We start from the raw sequence: 21,780 nt of genomic DNA, 5'->3' as shown, positions 1-21,780 counted from the left end.
AGCCTACATTACTACGTTGGCTTTCACGCTAAAACGATTAGCGTAATCCGCAACTAATCTCTTAACTTAAAGTGAGAATGAATATGTCAGATAAATTTATTAAGTCAAAAGCCGCCATTGCTTGGGGGCCCAATCAACCATTGTCTATTGAAGAAGTTGATGTGATGTTACCGCGTAAGGGCGAAGTATTGGTTAAAATTCTTGCCTCGGGTGTATGTCATACCGACGCTTTTACCTTGTCAGGTGAAGATCCTGAAGGTATTTTCCCTGTCATTTTAGGCCATGAAGGTGGTGGTGTTGTTGAGCAAGTTGGTGAAGGGGTAACGAGTGTTCAAGTAGGTGATCACGTTATTCCATTATACACGCCAGAGTGTGGAGAATGTAAATTCTGTTTGTCGGGTAAAACTAACCTGTGCCAAAAAATTCGTGAAACCCAAGGTAAAGGCTTAATGCCTGATGGTACTACCCGTTTTTATAAAGACGGTCAGCCAATTTTCCATTATATGGGCTGTTCAACTTTTTCTGAATACACAGTATTACCTGAAATATCATTAGCGAAAGTGAATAAAGAAGCGCCATTAGAAGAAGTGTGTTTATTAGGCTGTGGTGTTACTACAGGTATGGGTGCAGTAATGAATACAGCTAAGGTTGAAGAGGGCGCAACTGTTGCTATCTTTGGTCTTGGTGGTATCGGGTTGTCGGCGGTTATTGGCGCCACCATGGCGAAAGCGAGCCGTATTATTGCTATTGATATTAACGAAAGTAAATTTGAGTTAGCGAAAAAACTCGGCGCTACTGATTGCATTAACCCGAAAGATTATGACAAGCCTATTCAAGACGTTATTGTTGAGTTAACTGATGGCGGTGTTGACTACTCTTTTGAGTGTGTGGGTAATGTCAATTTAATGCGCTCAGCCTTAGAATGTTGTCATAAAGGTTGGGGTGAATCAGTTGTGATTGGTGTTGCCGGCGCAGGGCAAGAAATTTCTACCCGTCCGTTCCAGCTCGTGACGGGTCGTGTGTGGCGTGGCTCTGCCTTTGGTGGGGTAAAAGGCCGTACCGAGTTACCTGATTACGTAGAGCGTTATTTAGCAGGTGAATTTAAATTAAGTGATTTTATTACCCATACCATGGCGTTAGAAGACATTAATAAGTCATTTGACTTAATGCATGAAGGGAAAAGTATTCGTACCGTTATTCATTTTGACAAATAAAATTCACCACTGGGATAATTAATAAAACGTTGTTAAATAAAGCTTTGTTAAACAAGGCTTTATTATTCATCTCATGCTTATTCATTTTATACGTATGTAACAAAAGGGATCAGTATAAGAGGCGTGATTTTATGGAGGTTTTACCATGACGATAGAAAATATAAGTGTAAACAAAAGTTTTGGTGGTTGGCAAAAGCAATATACCCACCAGTCAAAAACATTAAATTGTGCGATGCGCTTTGCGATATATTTACCACCGCAAGTATCAAATGGCGAAAAAGTACCCGTGTTGTATTGGCTTTCAGGGTTAACTTGTACCGATGAAAACTTTATGCATAAAGCTGGTGCGATGCGCATGGCAGCTGAATTAGGCATTGCGATTGTTGCGCCAGATACGAGTCCGCGAGGCGAGGGTGTGGCTGATGATGACGGTTATGATTTAGGCATGGGAGCAGGCTTTTATGTGAATGCAACGCAAGCTCCTTGGAATCGCCATTACCAAATGTATGATTATGTGGTTAATGAGTTACCTGCCATTATTGAAGCAGCATTCCCAGTGTCAGACAAGCGTGCGATTAGCGGCCATTCAATGGGTGGGCATGGTGCATTAACTATTGGGATGTTAAACCCAGAACGTTACCGCTCTATGTCGGCCTTTAGTCCTATTTGTAACCCAATAAAAGCGCCTTGGGGTAAAAAAGCTTTTACCGCCTATTTAGGTAAAGACGTGGCGACTTGGCAAAATTATGATGCTAGTGAGTTAATGCGCAAAGCAACACAGCCTATTCCTGCTAAAGTTGACCAAGGTGGGGCAGATGATTTCTTAGCCGAGCAGTTAATGCCAGAAGCACTAGAAGCGTCAGCAAAAGCGAATAACTACCCTTTAGCGTTGAATATTCGTGAAGGTTATGATCACAGTTATTACTTTATCTCATCATTTATTGATGAACATTTACGCTTTCATGCCGAACATTTAAGTAAGTAGTTTAATAAGCTAAGGGTTATGCAATTAATGCAACGACGACTGTTACCCAATGGGTAGCAGTCGCCGCTTTTGAAACTGCGATAGCGCGCTTTTATTGGCTAGGCTTTTTTAGCCTGTATGCTTTAATACCCAATAACGCTAATAACAGTAATAACAAAAGACCAATAAAACCTAAAAATTTATTCACTTCTTTAAAAGGAGTCCACTGCAAATAATGTATTTTATATAACGTATTGATTAACTGAGTGTCTGTGCCACTTTGGTACAGCGTTAATCGGTCCCAATTCAGGGTAACTTCAACATTAGTTGAGGTTGTTGCTGTATTTCCATTGCTTGTAACAATATCACCATAGCGCTCAGGGTTATGTGAAAAAGCATCCGTTAAAAGGGCATTAAATGCTAATTCGCCAGCCATTTTATTTGGCAGGTAGGTGACAGGGTCTAAATGTTCAAAGCCATTGCTTGTTTTGATCAGTAAGTGATAACCGAGAATTGTTTTTATTATTCTCGCTTCTTGCCAATTTGTTGTAGGCGGTATAACGAATGATTGCGTTAATGGGTAGGTTTTTACAGCCAAGGACTCATAGGCAGCCTGATATCCTGGTTTAATAAAAAAAATAATACCCGTAATGACCCAAGCAATGATGGGAAGTACTAAAACTAATCCTAATATTTTATGTATTTTTCTACTGAACATTGCTAAAACCTTGAGTACGGGGGATGCCTTTTTAACAGGCTTTAAATTCTCGGCCAATTCTCGGCCAACATCCGCGACAATAAAACAAAAGTCATTGGCATTTTTTTGTTGGCAGAGTCGTAGCTAATATGTGCGATGGCTTCACTAGGTTAATAATGCGGTGGTGGTGGTTCAATTTCTTCTTTTGCTGAAGAAAGGGCGCCTGAATCTTTTAAACGGTTAGCAACTAATTGAATTTGCTCTTTTAGCTCAGCAATTTGCAGTTGGTGCACCGCGAGTTCACTGCTGAGTTGTTCAATTACATCATCTTGAAAAAGATTACGAGACTCAAGGGTGTCTATACGCGCTTCAAGTACAAGTATGTGGTCATTCACTGTATTACTTACGGTCATTTAATTTGCTTCGTTGGGGATTTGCCATAGCTCAGCATAGCCTGAAGAGCTTTCGGTTAATAGGGTGTTATTATCGCTAAAAGCGAGACTATAAACAACGGCACCTGTCGGTATTTTTGCTTCTTTAGGGGTAACATGCCAACTGGCGGTGCGTTTACCTGTAGCAAGATCCCACACACTGACTTTACTGCTAGCTGCGCCTGTAACTAATGTTTTACCATCGGGAGAAAACTGCGCCGAGCTAAAAACCTCTTGGCGTTTTGTGCCTTGCAGCGTGGTTATTAGCTTGCCCGTTGTTAAATCCCAAATATGGGCTGATTTCATACTGTCGGCAGAAAAGGCAAACCGACCTTGTGAGTCTAATGCTACCTTTGACACTCTACTGGTATGATTAAATTGATAAATAATTTGTCCTGAAAGTGTATCCCAAACATACGCAGTAAAATCATTACCACCGGATATAGCAACTCTACCATTTGGCAGCATATCGACGGAATTTATTTTTTCTTTATGGCCTAAAAACTCTAACCGCCTGCCAGTGTCAACAGTCACATGGACAGCAGTGCCATTGCCTTTGCCAATAAGTAAGTGGTTGCCGTTATTACTTATTGCTATGTCACGAATGTTTGACTCTCGTACTTGCCAATAACCTTCAGACTGCCCTGTTTTAATATTCCATAAAGCAAAGTTTTCTCTACTTGCGGTTATTGCGTGGCTGTTGTTATGACTAACATCTATGGCTAAAACCAGGTTGTCACTGCTGTTTTGTTGTTGAGCCCATTGATAAACCAAGGTGTTTTTTTCTAAATCCCAAACACTAATACCATGATGAATAGAGGAAACCACACTCCACTTACCGTCATGAGAAATATCGGCAGCATAACTGCCATTGGCCGCATGTAAAAAGCGCGCTAGAGGGAGATCTTTTGCTGGACTGCAGCCTTGTGAAAATAGGAATAAAAATAAATATAAAACGGGGGCTTTTATAGTGTTGAAACGCTGTTTTATACCCTCTGAAAAGTTAAGCAACATATTAGTACTTTTTTATTGGCGCATTTCTCGTTAGTATAAGACGTTTTTTTGAATTGTTTAACCTTATCTTGGATTTAATTGTTCCATAGGTGACGCAAAAAAATTATAGATGGATTGGGGGATTCTCCAATTGTGATGTTTTTACGGAGAAATAAATGAAATTTTTTAAACCCACTTTAGTTGCTGTTGCTTTACTCGCTGTTACTGGCTGTCAAGAAGGCGCTAAAGAAGAAGCAAAAGCACCTGTGTTAGAAACCGAAGTACAAAAACAAGCCTATGGATTAGGTGCGTCAATTGGTACGTATATGCAACGCAATCTAGACGAGCATAGTAAACTTGGTTTAACACTCGATAAAGCGTTAATCGTTGAAGGCTTTGTTGCTAGCATTAATGACAAATCAGTAATCGACCAAGAAGAAATAAAAGTATTACTAACAAGTTTAGATGCTACGATGAAGGCAAAACAGCAAGAAATGGCTGCTCAAGAAGCTGAAGCAAACTTAGCACAAGGGCAACAGTTTTTAGAAGAAAATGCTAAAAAAGAAGGTGTGACTGTTACTGATTCAGGCATTCAATATGTTGTCATTACTGAAGGGGAAGGTGATAAGCCTGCCGCGACAGACACTGTTAAAGTGCATTACAAAGGTACTTTCTTAAATGGTGATACTTTTGACAGCTCTTATGACCGTGGTGAGCCTGCTGTGTTCCCACTGAATCGTGTTATTCGAGGCTGGACAGAAGGTGTTCAACTAATGTCAGTTGGCTCTAAATATAAATTTACTATTCCTGCTGACTTAGCTTATGGTCCTAATGGTAACCCGCCACGTATTCCTGGTAATTCAGTATTAGAATTTGAAATCGAATTATTAGAAATACAACAAGCAGAGCCAGCGCAACAAGTAGGCGAAGCACCTGCGGGAGAATAGATTTTAGAGTACTGGGTATCATTACGCTTGAGTTATAGACTCAGTGATAAGTTTGTTACAACCCGTGTAAACTACAATAGGCTATAAACGCAATAAAAAGCCATCGATCATCAATGATTGATGGCTTTTTTACCTCTGCTGTTTGGTGATTTCCCAGTGCCATGCGGGGTCAAGTCCGTGTATACTCTTTTTATTTGCTATAACGCCACTTTATATTTATGAGCACACTTCTTATTATTGGTTACGTTTGGCCAGAGCCAAATTCTTCTGCTGCAGGTAGCCGTATGTTGCAATTAATTGATTTTTTTCAGCAGCAGGGTTATCAAATAGTATTTGCCAGCCCAGCCCAACGTACAGAGCACATGGTGGATTTAGCTGCGCTAAATGTCGACAGTATTGATATTAAGTTAAATTGCGACAGTTTTGATCACTTTATCCATGCACTTGCACCCGATGTAGTGATATTTGACCGTTTTATGATGGAAGAGCAATTTGGCTGGCGTGTTATTGAGCAGTGTCCACAAGCGTTAAGAATTTTAGATACCGAAGATCTCTTCTGCTTACGCCATGCCAGACATGACGCACATAAAGTAAATAATGCGGTGTTAGTAAAGGAGCAGGCTAAGCTAAAGCCAGTATTAGGGCAGGAAATCGCTGATTTACCTCTCTCAGCACCATTAATATCAGCCCTGTTAACATCAGACTTGGCAAAACGTGAGGTGGCTGCTATTTTTCGTAGTGATATCAGCTTAATGATCTCACCAATAGAAATTGAGTTATTAATAACCTTGTTTAAGGTAGATAAATCCCTATTGCATTACGTGCCTTTTATTTTTAAGCAACAGTACTTTCAGCAAAAAAACCCGGGGTATGAGCAACGAAACGCATTTTTGTCTATTGGTAACTTTCGTCATCCCCCTAATTGGGATTCAGTACTATGGTTAAAGCAGCACATTTGGCCGCTAATTCGCAAACAACTTCCCAAGGCAGAAATTCATATTTGTGGCGCTTACCCGCCTCCTAAAGCAACTGACTTACACGACGAAAAAACAGGCTTTTTAGTGAAAGGCTGGGTTGATGATGCCATGCAAACAATGCAGCAGGCTAAAGTTTGTTTAGCTCCTTTACGTTTTGGCGCCGGTATTAAAGGTAAGTTAGCAGAGGCTATGTTGTGCGCTACACCGTCAGTGACCACCGATATTGGCATTGAAGGCATGGAAACTAAGTTACCTTGGGCTGGAGCGGTTGCTAACGACGCTAACAGTATTGCTGATGCTGCGGTGCAGCTTTACCAACAGCAAGATACTTGGCAATACGCGAGTGATTTAGGCAAAAAAAATGCGGCATTGCTGTTTTCACCAGCGCAGCACTTAAGCAGGTTTTCCAACCGGTTAAGCCAATTATTACAAAGTTTAACGCAGCATCGACAGCGTAATTTTGTGGGTAGTATGCTTAATCACCACCACCACAAAAGCACTAAATATATGTCGCAATGGATCGCAGAAAAAAACAAACCCTCATAGCAGCGTAGAATATTACAAAGAGGCTGCTAATACCTGGGTTAATCGCTGTGCGGCTTGTAGGACTCTTTGCGCCATTACAGGTTGGTATTGCGCAAGATAACCTGGCGGTAAGGTTAATTTGCCTTGAGGCGTTTGACAGCTACCTTGATGATCGTTAATACAATAGCCAAAATCTGGCTGTGTTGCTATTTGAAAAGACTCATTGGCCCATTGCCAAACCTGCTCTTGTTGCCAGTTTTTCGGGTATTCTTGCTGGCGTTCAGCCACTAACCATTTATTTCGTATTAAAGTGAGCCATTTTTCTTTACTGTGCTTTCCTTTATCAAAAATACAATTGTCCCAGTAGCTATGTAAGTTTTTACATTGGTTTTGCGCATGAGAAAAAGTTACTTTATTGCCACCTAAATCATCTTTAAAGCTCACATGTAAAGGTTGATGTATATCACCTAACCAGTGCCCAAGAAACATTAATGCTTGTGCTTTTTGCCATGTGTTATGGGTTGCGCTAGCGAGAGATTCTTGATGTTTTAATATGGCTTGTGCTAAGCAATTTCTTTGGCAATCATGCGCGCTAACTTTGCTGTGTGATCGGGGTACGTTCATGTAATGCCAAGCGCTGTAAGGTTTAAACTGCTTTAAGCGCTTTATGGCATCAGCCCAAGTACAGGCATTAGCAAAGGTGATTGCTTGGCCTTTTTGTTGGTAGTTATATTGGTTGATTAAGCGTCGATGTTGCTTAGGAATAGTATCAAGCAATGTGCTTACTTTACTTTGTTGCTTGGGGCTAAGCTGTTCAAAGGCTATTTGACAAACGAGTTGATGACCAAGCTTTCCCATAGCAAAGCTTGGCTTATTGACTAAAAAAATGCAGCTAAGTGCAAAAATAACAATAAAATTTTTCATTATTAACGCGCTATTAGTCCACAAAAATTTGCATTTCATTACCTATTTTTTTACGCATCTCCATGAGTTTAATTGCTGTAGCATGTTGCTTTTTGTCTGCGGCTGTTTCGGGGATCCATTTGGGAACATTTTCTGGTTGGCCATCTTGGTCCATCGCAACCATAATTACAATACAGTGCGTTGTTAAGCGACGGCTTAATGATTTTGGATCGCAAGCGTTAACTTCTATGGCTATATGTATTGAAGAGTTTCCTGTGTAAATAACTTTTGCATCGACCTCAACTAAATTACCCACATGAATAGGGCTAACAAAACGTATGCCACCTGCATAGGCAGTGACGCAATACAAACCGCTCCAGCCAGCTGCACAAGCATAGGCTGCTAAATCAATCCATTTCATTACTGCGCCACCATGGACTTTGCCGCCAAAGTTAACATCTTGTGGCTCGGCTAAAAATCGTAGTGTTATATTACGTTGAGGTTTATTCATTATATTTTCTCAAAAATTCATCGTTAAAGTTGTCGTTAAGGGTGACTATATTCTATAAGGCTGCTAGATAAGTGAATATTTATACCAAACATTATTTTTAAGGTGTGGCTGGTAAAATATTGTTTAAAGGTATCATTGATTAGAGCATGACGTTAAGGGCTTGTTGTTGCACCTGTATGTATTATAAACGTTAAGCAATAAAAAAGCCTTTCTCAATGAGAAAGGCTTGAAATGCTCGCTTTATGGTCTTGTTAATCAAGATTCTTATTAATTGTTTTAGAAGTATTATTATTATTATTCAATGCTTCTTTTGCTGCGCAGCTATTTTATATCAAAGCAATTTCACCACTGCAACAACTTTAATAGAGTATAAACTCGACGATTTTTTTCGTACAAGCCCTTATTTGACCTGATTTTTGAGCTAAGTAACTGATTGTTACATTAAATATGTGAAATAAACAAAAAATAACAAAATAAAATAAATAGAAATGTTTTTTCGCCTGGTCGATAATAAGCGCTAATTCAAAGGAATTGATTTAGCGCATAGATTCAAAATACAGCGAGTGCTAGAATGCTACTATAAATTGCTTCCTATTCTATTGAGTAAGAATATAGCAAATTAACAAATGGATAAATTAGAGGGTTTTTTGGTGACAGAATTAAAAAATGATACTTATTTACGTGCGCTTTTAAAACAGCCAGTGGATTACACGCCAGTTTGGATGATGAGACAAGCTGGGCGTTATTTGCCGGAATATAAGGAAGTACGCAAAAATGCGGGCGATTTTATGTCGGTTTGTCGTGATGCTGACCTAGCGTGTGAAGTAACTATTCAACCGCTACGTCGTTTTCCACTTGATGCCGCTATTTTATTCAGTGATATTCTTACAATCCCTGACGCCATGGGGTTAGGCTTATATTTTGAAACAGGCGAGGGACCCAAATTTGAACGGCCTATCACCTGCAAAGCAGACATAGACAAAATTGGTATTCCTGATCCTGAAGTCGAACTACAATATGTAATGAACGCTGTACGTACTATCAAAAAAGAATTGAATGGTAGTGTGCCACTTATTGGCTTTTCGGGCAGCCCATGGACACTGGCAACCTATATGATTGAAGGTGGCAGCTCTAAAGGTTTTACTAAAATTAAAAAAATGATGTTTGCAGAGCCTCAAGCGCTGCACTTATTACTTGATAAGTTGGCTGAGTCAGTTATTTCATATTTGAATGCGCAAATTGCTGCCGGTGCACAATCTGTCATGGTGTTTGATACGTGGGGCGGCGTACTCTCAGCACGAGACTATAAAGAGTTTTCTTTACAGTATATGCATAAAATTGTAGACGGCTTAACAAGACACAATGATGGCCGCCAAGTGCCGGTAACTTTGTTTACAAAAAATGGCGGTATGTGGCTTGAAGACATTGTAGCAACAGGTTGTGATGCAATAGGGCTTGATTGGACGCTTGATATCGAGCACGCTAAAGCACGTGTAGGGGATAAGGTAGCTTTACAAGGAAATATGGACCCTTCTATGTTATATGCACCCTTACCGCGCATTGAACAAGAAGTGGAGAAAATACTCGCAGGTTTTGGTAAGGATGGTACCGGGCATGTATTTAACCTAGGGCATGGTATTCACCCCGATGTGAACCCTGAGCATGCAGGACACTTTATTGAGTCGGTGCACCGGTTAAGTAAGCCATACCATTTGTAAAAAAGTAGAAAACTAAGTGCTAGACTCTAGAGGCTAGCACTTAGTGCTACTTAATCTTCATCTAGATCATAAGCACTGAAATCAGTAATGCCTTTTTCTTCTAAAATACGACGAACACTAGCTGGTAGTTTTTCATTATTATCTTTCGCGAGATCTTCGTCATCAGGTAAGGGTTGGCCAGTAAAAGCATGCAAAAATGCTTCGCACAACAACTCACTATTAGTCGCATGACGTAAGTTGTTTACTTGGCGTCTAGTGCGTTCATCGGTTAATACCTTTAAAACACGCAAAGGAATTGAGACTGTAATTTTTTTAACTTGCTCACTCTTTTTACCATGTTCGGCGTAGGGATTAATATATTCGTCATTCCACTGAGCCATGTAAATTCCTCTGTTACTATTAATATCGGCGGTTAATTAGGGTGTTAATATTGGTGCTGTAAATGTATTTACAGGGTATTATTTCATCAAGGCTTGATTAAAATAAAAAGTATAGATTATTTTATTATTAATAATGCAATTCTACTGGCTGTAGAAATTCAGTCAAGTAGAAGTTTAGATGTCTAAAAAATCTTGACCTAAATAACCAAAACCTTTAGAGTTATAGACGTCCAAACATCCAAACGGATGGATCAAAAGAATAAAGCTGTTAGTTAACAAGAATAGGGAAAAAAGATGTCGAAAATGAAAACGAATAATATTACTTCATCGGCAGTGCAGGCAGGTATTAATATCGACCAACACTACGGGGCGGTTGTTGCTCCTATTCACTTATCAAGCACTTATTCTATGAAGGGCTTTAATGAAAAACGACAATTTGACTACTCTCGAACGGGCAATCCAACCCGAGAAATATTTGCACAAACCATTGCTGATTTAGAGCAAGGCAAAGTAGGTATAGCAACTAACACAGGGATGTCATCGGTGTTGTTACTATGCCAGCTATTATCCGCTGATGATTTAGTGGTTATTCCACATGATTGTTACGGTGGTAGTTTTCGGTTGTTTACTCACCTAGCTAAACGCGGTCAGTTTAACTTAATTGTTGTTGACCAAAATGATCAACAAGCATTAGCTCAAGCATTAGCACAAAAACCTAAGTTAGTTTTACTAGAAAGCCCAAGCAACCCCTTATTACGCTTAGTTGATATTGAAAAAATTGCTCAAGCTAGTCATGAAGTGGGTGCTTTAGTCGCTGTCGATAACACTTTTTTATCACCGGCCTTACAGCAACCCTTAACTTTAGGAGCTGATATTGTTTTTCACTCAACGACTAAATATATTAACGGACATAGTGATGTTGTTGGTGGTGTGCTAGTCACTAAAGCGCAAGCGTTAGGAGAAGAGTTAGCTTGGTGGGCCAACTGTATTGGTGTTACGGGTAGTGCTTTTGATAGTTTCTTGGCTTTACGAGGCTTAAAAACATTACCAATTCGTATCAAGCAACACCAAGAAAACGCACAGCAAGTTGCCGTCTTTCTTAAAGAGCACCCCGCAATTGACACTGTTTATTACCCTGGTTTTGAAGACCATCCTGGTTATGATATCGCGAAAAAACAGCAATCAGGCTTTGGTGCTATGTTAAGTTTTGATGTAAAAGGCGGCGTTGAAGCGGTGAAAAAATTATTCGACAATATTGCGTTGTTTACGTTGGCACAATCATTAGGTGGTGTAGAAAGTTTAATTTGTCACCCAGCCACCATGACCCATGCAGGTATGGGGGAGCCGGCCAGACTTGAAGCAGGGATCACCGACTCATTAGTTAGACTTTCAGTGGGCATTGAAGATATTAATGACATTTTGGCTGACTTAGCACACGGGTTAACACAAAGCCAAATGGATTAATGGCACTTGCATTATTCTAGTAATTACCCATGATACTTGCACCTTCGCAACCACAGCCACTATTTGATAGAAAAAACAATGACAGAATTACAAATACCTGAAAATAAACTCGAAAAGCACGCTGTTAATGTACATAAATTTGGTGGTAGCTCGTTGGCGAATGCAGCATGCATTGAACGGGTTGTTGAGGTTATTCGGCAAAACTGTCAGTTAAATGATATTATTGTTGTGTCTGCGAATGGTAAAACAACCGATAGCTTATTTGCACTACTGGCTTTAACAGATAAAAGTGCTATAACAGATGCATTAGCTGCATTACAAGCGCAACAAACATCATTGATCAACCATGTTTTAAATGAGAAAAGTGCACAACAACTAACCCAGCTGCTATCAGTAGATATCGCACAGCTAACGCAGTGGTTATCAAGCGGTACCATTCAATACAGAAATGACATTCTCGCTTATGGCGAGTTGTGGTCTGCACGTTTATTGTCAGCAGTGCTCAATGAAAAAATTTGCCCAAGTAACTCAGTCGATGCGCGAGATTTTCTCGTTATTGATAACGAGCAAAGCTGCACAGTTGATCATGCATTAAGTAGTGTACAGCTGAAAAAACGGCTGCAATTTGGCAAGCTCGCCGTAGTTACTGGCTATATTAGCCAAGATAGTCGCGGCAAAACCTGTACTTTAGGTCGTAATGGGAGTGATTACTCAGCCACCATTCTCGCTGCTTTGGTAGGCGCTTTACATGTAACCCTATGGACAGACGTTGACGGTATTTATAGTGCCGACCCCCGCATTGTGCCTAATGCTAGAAAGTTGCATCGTTTACCTAGTGGTGTTGCCAAAGAATTAGGCCGTTTGGGGAATCCTGTGTTGCATGCAAAAACCCTAACACCTCTGGTGAACGAAAGTTTATCTCACCACTGCCATTTACATGTTGCCAGTAGTTTTGACGCGCAAGTATTAGGCACTGAAATTGGAAGGTTTGGCCATATTGCCAAGCAAGAGTTGTCAGTAACTTACTTAAACGATTTAATTTTAGCGCAATCAAACAGTTTTGTTAGTGATTTAGCAGACGATTTAGGTGGGCGCTTAGGCAGTAATCTCTTTAATAAGGTTTTACTCGACTTTTCTCCTATTTGCGCAGACGCTGTCCATGGTGTTGTTATTGACCAAAGCCAGCAAAAAGCCCTGAGCCAATGGTTAGCAAGCCACAGCATTGAAGTGAGCTTTAAGCCAGTGGCAATTATCGCCACTGTTGGCCATAAAGTGGCCCAGCGCGGTGACATTAAAGCTCGGTTTAAGCGCTCGTTAAAAAATGCTCAGCCTTTACATTTAGTTGCGGGTGAAAATAACCACAGTATTATTGCTATTTTATCTCAGCCGTGTAGTACAGAACTATTAAATCGTGTGCACCACGACATGGTAAAAGACTCACGCCATATTGGGTTAGTTGTTGCCGGCTTAGGTAATATTGGCGAGCGCTTTATTGAATTACTCCCAACACAGCTAAACCGAATTTATGCGCTAGAAAATATTCACCTTGTTGGTTTACTATCGTCAAAGAAGGCATTAATTAATAATGATGGTATTGAAGTAAGTCAGGCATTGTCATTGTTTAATGAATTAGCAAAACCCTATGACCACGAGCAGTTATTATCATGGTTAAGTAATCACCCTTACGACGAATTGGTTGTAGTGGATATTACACCCAGTGAACAGTTTAGCTTGCTCTACCAAGACTTTTTTGCCTTGGGTATTCATGTAATTGGTGCGAACAAATGGGCCGCTTCAGCAGACAGCACGCACTATAATAAGTTAGTAAAAATAGCCGATGAAAATAACAGCGTATGGTTAGGCAATACTACAGTAGGTGCAGGGTTACCGATTAATTATGCTATTCAAGATTTAAAAAATAGTGGTGATAAAATTACCGGTATCGCAGGTATTTTTTCTGGTACCTTATCTTGGTTATTTGAAACTTATGATGGTTCAACCGCCTTTTCTACCTTGCTATTAGCAGCACAGGAACAAGGCATAACAGAGCCAGACCCACGCGAAGATTTGTCAGGGCGTGATGTTCAAAGAAAACTATTAATTTTAGCCCGTATGGCGGGTTTTGAATTATCACTTGAAGACATTGATTGCACTAACTTAGTGCCAGAAGCATTACAAAGCCTCAGTATAGCGGCGTTTTTAGCCAGAGCTAATGAACTAGATGACTTTTTCGCTACAGCGTTAAATGAGGCGAAAAAGCAAGCGAATTGCATTCGTTATGTAGCTCGTTTAAGTGTTAACGAGTCAGGCAGTATTCAAGCTAAGGTAAGCTTGGAAGTATTACCGCAAAATGATGCTTTTGCTGGTTTAACTCCTTGCGACAATATTTTTCAGATTACCAGTCAGTGGTATCAAGAAAACCCGTTAATTATACGGGGGCCAGGCGCAGGGCGAGATGTGACTGCCGGTGGACTCCATTCAGATTTAGTTAATATTTGTCAGCAATTAGCGCATAAACAAAAACAAGTTAACATTAAGGGGATAAACTAACTTGTTTACTCATTAGGCCAGTAGATTGACGCAATGGCATCTTGCCTACTGCGTTGATACATAACACTGAAAAGGCCTAGTTTCTCTCAGTGACTGAGTTGAATTATGGCAAACCTTGCATTATATATTAATTATATCCCCCTAAAAACAAGCGAAAAACAACCATAGATTACATATAAAATACCCTTTAGCATTCAGGGTATTTACTTTTGAATTTGTTGCTTAGTTGCGTTTTTTCTAGCATTATTGTCTTTCACCTCTTGCTTATATAAATAACTTAATACATGACTACAAGTGCTCAACACCAAACACACTACACCCGCCAGGCCCATATTCTAATTGAAAAAATTTATGGCCGCAGCGTGTTAAAGGACTCTGTGCTTGAACGTGCTATTAATTATTTTGAGCATCACGAATTTATTACGACCGATGCGACCGTAAATGCTGACAGCCAAATCTTACATAAACTCGAGCAAACAGAGCGCCATAGCCATTTACAATCTATATGTGATGCTATAATTGAATTAACGGAAGGGAGTAGTTTTGAAGAAAGCAATAAAAAGTCTGCCCAGCTACTTGGCACTATTCAATTAATTAGTCCAACTGAAGGCAACAAGGTAACGGTTAGCAATGAAAAAAGTAAAGGGCTGTATAAGGCGATTTTATGTTTACGTTTACTTGACCGACTGCTGTTAGATAATAAGTTGAATGATCCGTATATTCAGAAGGTATTGGCAGAGTTTGAAGGAAAGTCTTTTGCAGAGCTGAATATAGCAGAACAAGCTCGCTTTACAGAGCTTGTTAAAGTACCACTGATTATGGCTGCTTTACTACAAGATATAGGTCACCACCATGCAAAGGCGCAAGCGATTCTCTGTGGTGCAGATGGTACTGAAGACCCTAACCGTACTTTAGAGGCGCATCAAAGAAAGCAATTACTGCAGATTAATCATAATCAAACCCTTGGCTATATATCAAACGGCATTGGCATGCGGCATTATTCAGGAAACAGCAAAGGTGATCGCGATGACTTTGTACTTGAAGAGCAGCTTAAACACCAGTTTATAAAAAAGTTAATTAAAACCAGTTTTAAAGCTGGGCAAGGCTTAGGTAATTTATTAAAAGTGCCTCAAATTTATGTGTCTATTATTTTTTCAACCAAAGCGAATTATAACTATAAAGTGTTACCTAAAGTGTTTCAGGTTTTAGACAAAAATGCAGAGTTGGGGGTTTGCTCTCAAAGAGTGGTCGATGCGCTGTATCAAATTACCGGTATGTTTCCTCAAGGGTATGGTGTTATTCACATGCCAGTAGATGAAATGGGGCAACTAGGTGACTGTTATGAGTATGCCATTGTTAATAGGCTCTACCCAGCCAACCCCGAAGAGCCTTTATGTCGTAATGCGACCAGAAAGCTTACCTTCATTGGTTATGGCCACAATGTTACCGTAAAAAAAGTGAATAATTTGTACTTCCCACAAATGGCCAAAAAAATTGCTAGCTTAAGTAAAGAGCGCTTGAATGAAATTCTTGAGTTACTGTCGTCAAACTACCAAGAGCGACAACAGCTCGACTTGTTACCACGGTGTTGGCACGCCAATGAATATTTTTCTGTTAAAAACAACCAAAAACTGTGGAATAAAGAAGATAAGTAAGCCGCAAACGAAAATCGCTTGCGGCTTAGCAATATTAAAGACAATATCGCTGGATCATTGACAGTAACAACTTATCAGTTTTTTCTATTTCGCTGTGTGCCAAAAATTCATTCGGTTGGTGGGCTTGGTTTATTGAACCAGGGCCTAAAACAATAGTTTGACAGCCCAGCTGTTGAATATAGGGTGCTTCGGTAGCATAGTTTACTGCGCAGCATGAATGACCGCTGATTTCTTCAGCAATAGACACAATACAGCTATCACTTGTTGTGTCTTTATCTTGTTCAAAGCTAGGTGAGCTTGGATGTAGTTCTTCAAAGCTAATGCGCGCAGGGTATTTTTCAGCCAATGGCTTTAACGCTTCGCTGAGCCAATGTAATAATTCATCATCACTCATGCTAGGTAAAGAACGTAAATCAATATCTAACTCACAGTGCCCACAAATTCGGTTTGAATTATCACCGCCTTTAATGGCTCCCATGTTTAAGGTTGGTGAGGGGACGTCAAAGGCATTATTTTTATAATTCAGGTTAAATTTTTCTTTTAACTCAATTAATGCGCCAATAACTTCATACATAATTTCAATGGCATTCACCCCTAGGCTTGGTTTACTTGAATGCCCAGATTGACCTTGTACACTGATACGGTGTGACATATGACCTTTATGCATGATCACCGGGACTAAATTCGTGGGCTCGCCTACAATAGCAACATCAGGCTTTATTGCTTGGCTTTGGGCAAAAAAGCGAGCACCAGCCATAGTGGTTTCTTCATCTGCGGTAGCTAACACATATAAAGGTTTCTTTAATTTTTTCAGATCTAGCGTTTTACAGGCTTGTAAAATAAAAGCAAAAAAGCCTTTCATATCACAAGTACCTAAGCCATAAAACTTGTCATCTTTGTTAACAAGGCTCATCGGATCACTTAGCCAGCGGCTTTCGTCAAAAGGCACAGTATCGCTATGTCCTGCTAATAATAGACCACCTTCACCGCTGCCAAGCTTAGCTAATAAATTATATTTGTTACTTGTTTCAGGCACTTTTTGAATTTGGATGGTAAAGCCTAATTGCTCGAACCAGGTGGCAAGCAATTGAATAATATCAAGGTTACCTTGATCCCAACTTGGCTGAGTTGAACTAATTGATGCACTAGCAATCAATTGAGTTAAAGAGTCGGTAAAGTTAGGTAGTTGCGGCATAGAAAGCGTCCCTCACGATTAAATAATAATTGGCATAAAAAACCAAATAGTTATGCTTAATAGTTGCATAACTACCCAGTAACTGGTAAATTGCTTTTTTCTAGTGTAAATAACCTGCTGTAATAAGGCTAGCTCTTTAAAAAAAGCATAGTATTTCAAAAGGTACAGTACTTCAAAAGGTATAGTGTATACCATTCCGCATTAAAGAAGTGACCACTTAGAACGACATGGGCGAGATTAGGTAATTATTTTATTATCGCTTGGATGCTTTAGTTATAAGAGAATGGTTATTCTATTAAAAATCATATCGTTATTAATTATTTGAATAAAAAAGGTTTATGCAGTGTTAAAAATTCAAAATGTTGCTGTTATCGGCGCAAGTGGTTACGCAGGGGCAGAATTAGTTGGTTTATTATCTCAGCACGATCAAGTGTCAATACAACACTTAGTTGTCTCTGAAAACTCTGCTTCTTACGGAGCGCTTTTTAGTGAATTACATGGACGCTGGCAAGGGGTGTGTGATATCCCTTTGGCATCATTTTCACAACAGTGGTTTGAAGAGCATGTCCTTAATGCTAGCCAAGCATTAGATGCGGTATTTTTTGCTACTCCCCATGAGTTTAGTGCTGATTGGGCACAAAAATTTGTTGATGCTGGCATTAAGGTGTTTGATCTTTCAGGTGGCTTTAGATTAAAAAGTGCTGCAGATTACCCTAAATATTATGGTTTTGAACATGCCAACATTAGCGCCTTGGCGCAAGCAAAGTATGGTTTAGCAGAATGGCAGCACAGCGATATTGCAGCAGCAAACTTAGTGGCCGTGCCTGGCTGTTACCCAACCGCAAGTTTACTTTCTTTAAAGCCTATTACCAGTAATAACCTTCATGTTGATAATGCATTAATTGTGGTAAATGGCATTAGTGGCGTTACAGGCGCAGGCAGAAACGCAACACTAGCGACAAGCTTTAATGAAGTAAGCTTAAGACCTTATAATATTTTACAACACAGACACCAACCTGAAATATCGCAAGAAGCTAGCGCAGAGGTTATTTTTAACCCTCACTTAGCCCCTTATAAACGCGGTTTATTGGCAACGGTAACAATGCAGTTAAAAGCGGGCGTCACCGCTCAGCAAGTTGACTTAGCATTTGAGCAAGCCTACAGCAACCAACCACTAGTAAGGCTGGTTAAGGCGTGGCCACAAATTGATAATGTTGCTCACACACCGTTTGCAGATGTGCACTGGCAAGTTGATGAAGAAAAACAGGTTGTGGTAGTGAGTTGTGCCCTTGATAACTTGCTTAAAGGCGCTTCATCACAGGCATTGCAATGTTTTAATATTGCACTTGGCTTGCCAAGTGAATATAGTTTGCTTGGGCGTAATGGCTAGGCCATAATTGCTCGGTTACTAGGTGCTCGACTGTAACGGCTAAACGATAACTACCACCCACTGGGTGTTGACCCCAAACTAAAAAGTAAAGAGAAATTAAATGAGTAACCATAATCCTTTAGTGATAAAAATTGGCGGCGCTATTTTAGAAAAAGCCGATGCACTTAATGCCTTGTTAGTGGTCATTGCTGGTCTTAAAGCGGATGCTAAAGTGGTATTAGTCCATGGTGGTGGTTGTGTGGTCGACGAGATGTTAGCTCAAGCTGGCTTTACCACGCAAAAGAAACACGGTTTGCGGGTAACCCCCAAAGCACAAATTGATCTGATTGGCGGTGCTTTAGCAGGTACGGTAAATAAATCCATTGTTGGCAGTGCAAGCAGCATGAATTTACCAGCAGTAGGTCTATCTTTAGCTGATGGCGATATGATCGCTTGCACTAAGTCGCCGTTAGATTTAGGTGAAGTGGGTGTACCAGCACCTAAATCAAGCCAATTGCTTGATGTGTTATTAAACAACAATTTTTTACCGGTTATTTCTTCCATTGGTACTTTAGCCAATGGTGATTTAGTGAATGTAAATGCTGACGATGCCGCTGTGGCTATCTGTCAGTTACTTAACGCAGAGCTGTTATTATTAACTGATGTTAATGGCGTAAAGGGTAGCGATGGGGAGTATTTAACGTCGCTCAGCGGCAGTGAAGCAAAAACACTCATCGAACAAGGCGTTATTGCCGGCGGTATGACAGCTAAAGTGAATGCCGCTTTACAGGCTGCAAATCAGTTACGACGAAGTATTGCTGTGGCGAGTTGGCAATTACCTGAACAAATCCCTAGCCTATTAAGTGGCCAAGGTATGGGCACACAAATATTGCCCGACTAGGGTTTTTTAGTAAATATTATGCGCTAACACGCTCCAATTTTGTTACCCTTAGCAGTTACTCTGCTTTTAACCTTATGCTAAAAAAGCAGGCTTTAGCTTCATTGCATTGAGAAACCTATGTTACAACAAAACAACGCAGTAAAAATTTCTAATTTTTTAGCTGATGACCAGCTAAATAAAAATCAATTATTCGCTTTAATTGCGCTAGCCATCGACATTAAAAATAACCCAGCGAATTACAACCAAGCATTAGCGGGTAAATCAGTTGCGATGATTTTTGAAAAACCCTCATTAAGAACGCACGTTAGCTTTGATATGGGTATTAATAAACTCGGTGGCCATGCCCTTTATTTAGGTCAACAAAATGGTAAATTAGGTGAGCGCGAGCGGGTGAGTGATTATGCTAAAAACCTTTCATGCTTTGCTGATGCCATCGTTGCCCGTGTATTTAGCCATGATTCAATTCAAGGGTTAGCAAAGCATGCAACAGTGCCGGTGATCAATGCCCTATGTGATTTGTATCACCCCTGCCAGGCACTAGCTGATTTTGTTACCTTAACAGAGCTTTGTGCCCAAGGTGATCCAGCCAATTTACACAAGATCAAATTAGCGTATGTTGGCGATGGTAATAATGTGTCTAATTCTTTAATGCTTATGGCCGCGACATTAGGGGTTGATTTTACTTTAGTGACCCCTGTAGGCTATGAAGCACAAGCAGATATAATTGACAAAACACAAGCAATTGCTAAGCAGTCAAATGCGAAATTACATATAACGACTGATATAAATGCCATTGGCACGCAAGATATAATTTATACTGATACTTGGATTTCTATGGGTGATGAAGACGACAGTAAAAAAGCACAAGTGTTAGCCCACTTTGCCCCTTATCAAGTCAACCATGCCTTAATGCAAAGCAGCCAAGCGAATATCGTTATGCATTGCCAACCAGCACACCTAGAAGAAGAGATCACGACCGCGTTATTTGACAGCGAAATGTCGGTGGTTTTTCAGCAAGCTGAAAATAGAATGTGGGCACAAAATGCTGTTTTAGTCAGCTTATTTACCCATTAACCTTATTGAAAAAATAATTAACACACGATTTAACCAAATTTAGAGAAAAACACATGAGTATTCAAAAGAAAAAAATTAAAAAAGTGGTATTAGCGTATTCGGGTGGTTTAGACACCTCGGCAATTATTCCATGGTTAAAAGAAAACTATGATAACTGTGAAGTTGTTGCTTTTTGTGCTGACGTTGGCCAAGGCGAAGAAGAATTAGAAGGTATTAAAGAAAAAGCGATCGCCTCAGGAGCTTCAGAATGTTATGTAGCCGACCTAAAAGAAGAATATGTTAAAGACTATATTTATCCCATTCTTAAAACAGGTGCAGTATACGAAGGACAATATTTACTTGGCACGTCAATGGCACGCCCAATTATTGCTAAAGCACACATCGAAGTTGCGTTAAAAGTTGGTGCTGACGCTGTTTGTCACGGTTGTACGGGTAAAGGTAATGACCAAGTACGTTTTGAAGCTTGCTTTGCTGCATTAGCGCCAGAGCTAACCGTTATAGCACCATGGCGTGAGTGGGATATGGTATCACGTGAAGATCTACTTGATTATTTAGCCGAGCGTAACATTCCTTGTGCAGCATCACTGACTAAAATTTATAGCCGTGACGCTAACGCTTGGCATATTTCTCACGAAGGTGGTGAATTAGAAGACCCGTGGTGTGAGCCGTCGAAAGAAGTGTGGACCATGACTGTTGATCCGATGGATGCACCAGATGAACCAGGCAAGGTAACCTTAAGTTTTGATAAAGGTGAATTAGTAGCAGTAGACGGGAAAGACTTCTCGCCAAGTGGTGCTGGTGCTTATGAAGCCTTAGTTTACTTAAATGAGAAGGCCGCAGCACATGGTGTTGGCCGTATCGATATCGTTGAAAACCGTTTAGTGGGCATGAAATCGCGTGGTTGTTATGAAACACCAGGTGGCACAGTATTAATGGCGGCTTATAAAGGCTTAGAATCGTTAATTTTAGATAAAGAGTCACTTAAGTACCGTGAATCGGTAGGGCTTGAATTTTCTCATGTAATCTATGATGGACGTTGGTTCACGCCACTTGCCAAAGCACAGTTAGCCTCAGCGGCATCATTTGCTGAGCAAGTAACGGGTGATGTTGTGGTGAAAATGTATAAAGGGATGGCACAAGTAACGCAACGTCGTTCGCCTAATTCTTTATATTCTGAAGAGTTTGCAACCTTTGGTGCCGATGATGTTTACGACCAAAAACATGCAGAAGGTTTTATCCGCTTATTCAGTTTATCTAGCCGTATAACGGCACTTTCTCAAAAAAACTCTTCAAAAGATAAGGCAGAATAGTA

General features: G+C 40.1%; 19 protein-coding genes. 12 read left to right on the top strand and 7 right to left on the bottom strand.

Going from position 1 to position 21,780, the window contains the following annotated elements:
- Positions 1–83: 83 nt before the first annotated feature.
- Together AC0UA9_RS12655 and fghA are read left to right on the top strand one after the other, a co-directional pair.
- Positions 84–1,214 carry an S-(hydroxymethyl)glutathione dehydrogenase/class III alcohol dehydrogenase gene (locus AC0UA9_RS12655; protein ID WP_475660457.1) on the top strand — a complete coding sequence of 377 codons (1,131 nt, stop codon included), beginning with the start codon at positions 84–86 and terminating at the stop codon, positions 1,212–1,214.
- 145 nt (positions 1,215–1,359) lie between these two features.
- Positions 1,360–2,199 carry an S-formylglutathione hydrolase gene (fghA, locus tag AC0UA9_RS12650; RefSeq protein WP_475660456.1) on the top strand — a complete coding sequence of 280 codons (840 nt, stop codon included), beginning with the start codon at positions 1,360–1,362 and terminating at the stop codon, positions 2,197–2,199.
- A gap of 91 nt (positions 2,200–2,290) precedes the next feature.
- On the opposite strand, the gene AC0UA9_RS12645 is transcribed toward fghA, so the two are convergent.
- The 3 genes from AC0UA9_RS12645 to AC0UA9_RS12635 all read right to left on the bottom strand — a co-directional run bounded on the left by AC0UA9_RS12645 (position 2,291) and on the right by AC0UA9_RS12635 (position 4,320).
- Positions 2,291–2,896: a PepSY domain-containing protein gene (locus AC0UA9_RS12645; RefSeq protein ID WP_475660455.1), complete on the bottom strand. Its 606-nt coding sequence runs from the start codon at positions 2,894–2,896 to the stop codon at positions 2,291–2,293.
- A 149-nt stretch (positions 2,897–3,045) separates the two neighbouring features.
- Positions 3,046–3,288 (bottom strand): SlyX family protein, encoded by a 243-nt coding sequence (locus AC0UA9_RS12640; RefSeq protein ID WP_475660454.1) that lies wholly within the window; start codon positions 3,286–3,288, stop codon positions 3,046–3,048.
- Complete coding sequence (locus AC0UA9_RS12635; protein ID WP_475660453.1) at positions 3,289–4,320, bottom strand: WD40 repeat domain-containing protein; 1,032 nt, start codon at positions 4,318–4,320, stop codon at positions 3,289–3,291. It abuts the gene before it with no gap.
- Between the two features lie 155 nt (positions 4,321–4,475).
- Between AC0UA9_RS12635 and fkpA the strand changes: the two genes are divergently transcribed.
- A complete protein-coding gene (gene fkpA / locus AC0UA9_RS12630) occupies positions 4,476–5,246 on the top strand; it encodes an FKBP-type peptidyl-prolyl cis-trans isomerase (protein WP_475660452.1) in 771 nt (256 codons plus the stop codon).
- Positions 5,247–5,464: 218 nt separating this feature from the next.
- The gene (locus AC0UA9_RS12625; protein ID WP_475660451.1) at positions 5,465–6,769 is read left to right on the top strand and encodes a glycosyltransferase; all 1,305 of its coding nucleotides are present in this window, start codon (positions 5,465–5,467) and stop codon (positions 6,767–6,769) included.
- Positions 6,770–6,781: 12 nt separating this feature from the next.
- Here the strand turns inward: AC0UA9_RS12625 and AC0UA9_RS12620 are convergent, their stop codons facing one another.
- Together AC0UA9_RS12620 and AC0UA9_RS12615 are read right to left on the bottom strand one after the other, a co-directional pair.
- Positions 6,782–7,672 (bottom strand): S1/P1 nuclease, encoded by an 891-nt coding sequence (locus AC0UA9_RS12620; RefSeq protein WP_475660450.1) that lies wholly within the window; start codon positions 7,670–7,672, stop codon positions 6,782–6,784.
- Positions 7,673–7,685: 13 nt separating this feature from the next.
- A complete protein-coding gene (locus AC0UA9_RS12615; protein ID WP_475660449.1) occupies positions 7,686–8,162 on the bottom strand; it encodes an acyl-CoA thioesterase in 477 nt (158 codons plus the stop codon).
- 650 nt (positions 8,163–8,812) lie between these two features.
- Here AC0UA9_RS12615 and hemE point away from each other — a divergent pair.
- Complete coding sequence (hemE, locus tag AC0UA9_RS12610; protein WP_475660492.1) at positions 8,813–9,880, top strand: uroporphyrinogen decarboxylase; 1,068 nt, start codon at positions 8,813–8,815, stop codon at positions 9,878–9,880.
- A 50-nt stretch (positions 9,881–9,930) separates the two neighbouring features.
- Here the strand turns inward: hemE and metJ are convergent, their stop codons facing one another.
- Positions 9,931–10,260, bottom strand: coding sequence for a met regulon transcriptional regulator MetJ (gene metJ, locus AC0UA9_RS12605; RefSeq protein ID WP_475660448.1), 330 nt, complete (start codon positions 10,258–10,260; stop codon positions 9,931–9,933).
- A 303-nt stretch (positions 10,261–10,563) separates the two neighbouring features.
- On the opposite strand from metJ, the gene metB reads away from it, so the two are divergent.
- The 3 genes from metB to AC0UA9_RS12590 all read left to right on the top strand — a co-directional run bounded on the left by metB (position 10,564) and on the right by AC0UA9_RS12590 (position 15,929).
- A complete protein-coding gene (gene metB / locus AC0UA9_RS12600) occupies positions 10,564–11,724 on the top strand; it encodes a cystathionine gamma-synthase (protein ID WP_475660491.1) in 1,161 nt (386 codons plus the stop codon).
- A 78-nt stretch (positions 11,725–11,802) separates the two neighbouring features.
- The gene (metL, locus tag AC0UA9_RS12595; protein ID WP_475660447.1) at positions 11,803–14,274 is read left to right on the top strand and encodes a bifunctional aspartate kinase/homoserine dehydrogenase II; all 2,472 of its coding nucleotides are present in this window, start codon (positions 11,803–11,805) and stop codon (positions 14,272–14,274) included.
- A 284-nt stretch (positions 14,275–14,558) separates the two neighbouring features.
- A complete protein-coding gene (locus tag AC0UA9_RS12590; RefSeq protein ID WP_475660446.1) occupies positions 14,559–15,929 on the top strand; it encodes a hypothetical protein in 1,371 nt (456 codons plus the stop codon).
- A 34-nt stretch (positions 15,930–15,963) separates the two neighbouring features.
- Here AC0UA9_RS12590 and argE read toward each other — a convergent pair whose 3' ends face one another.
- On the bottom strand, positions 15,964–17,124 hold the full coding sequence (gene argE, locus AC0UA9_RS12585; RefSeq protein ID WP_475660445.1) for an acetylornithine deacetylase: 1,161 nt from the start codon (positions 17,122–17,124) through the stop codon (positions 15,964–15,966).
- Between the two features lie 343 nt (positions 17,125–17,467).
- On the opposite strand from argE, the gene argC reads away from it, so the two are divergent.
- The 4 genes from argC (at position 17,468) to AC0UA9_RS12565 (ending at position 21,778) form a co-directional block, all read left to right on the top strand.
- The gene (gene argC / locus AC0UA9_RS12580) at positions 17,468–18,514 is read left to right on the top strand and encodes an N-acetyl-gamma-glutamyl-phosphate reductase (protein ID WP_475660444.1); all 1,047 of its coding nucleotides are present in this window, start codon (positions 17,468–17,470) and stop codon (positions 18,512–18,514) included.
- Positions 18,515–18,614: 100 nt separating this feature from the next.
- Positions 18,615–19,394, top strand: a complete 780-nt coding sequence (gene argB / locus AC0UA9_RS12575; protein WP_475660443.1) for an acetylglutamate kinase — start codon at positions 18,615–18,617, stop codon at positions 19,392–19,394.
- Positions 19,395–19,538: 144 nt separating this feature from the next.
- Positions 19,539–20,468, top strand: coding sequence for an ornithine carbamoyltransferase (locus tag AC0UA9_RS12570; RefSeq protein WP_475660490.1), 930 nt, complete (start codon positions 19,539–19,541; stop codon positions 20,466–20,468).
- A gap of 53 nt (positions 20,469–20,521) precedes the next feature.
- Positions 20,522–21,778, top strand: a complete 1,257-nt coding sequence (locus AC0UA9_RS12565; protein WP_475660442.1) for an argininosuccinate synthase — start codon at positions 20,522–20,524, stop codon at positions 21,776–21,778.
- Positions 21,779–21,780 lie beyond the last annotated feature (2 nt).

It is taken from the genome of Colwellia sp. F1 (assembly GCF_056238625.1).
This window is presented reverse-complemented; position numbering and strand designations above follow the sequence as displayed.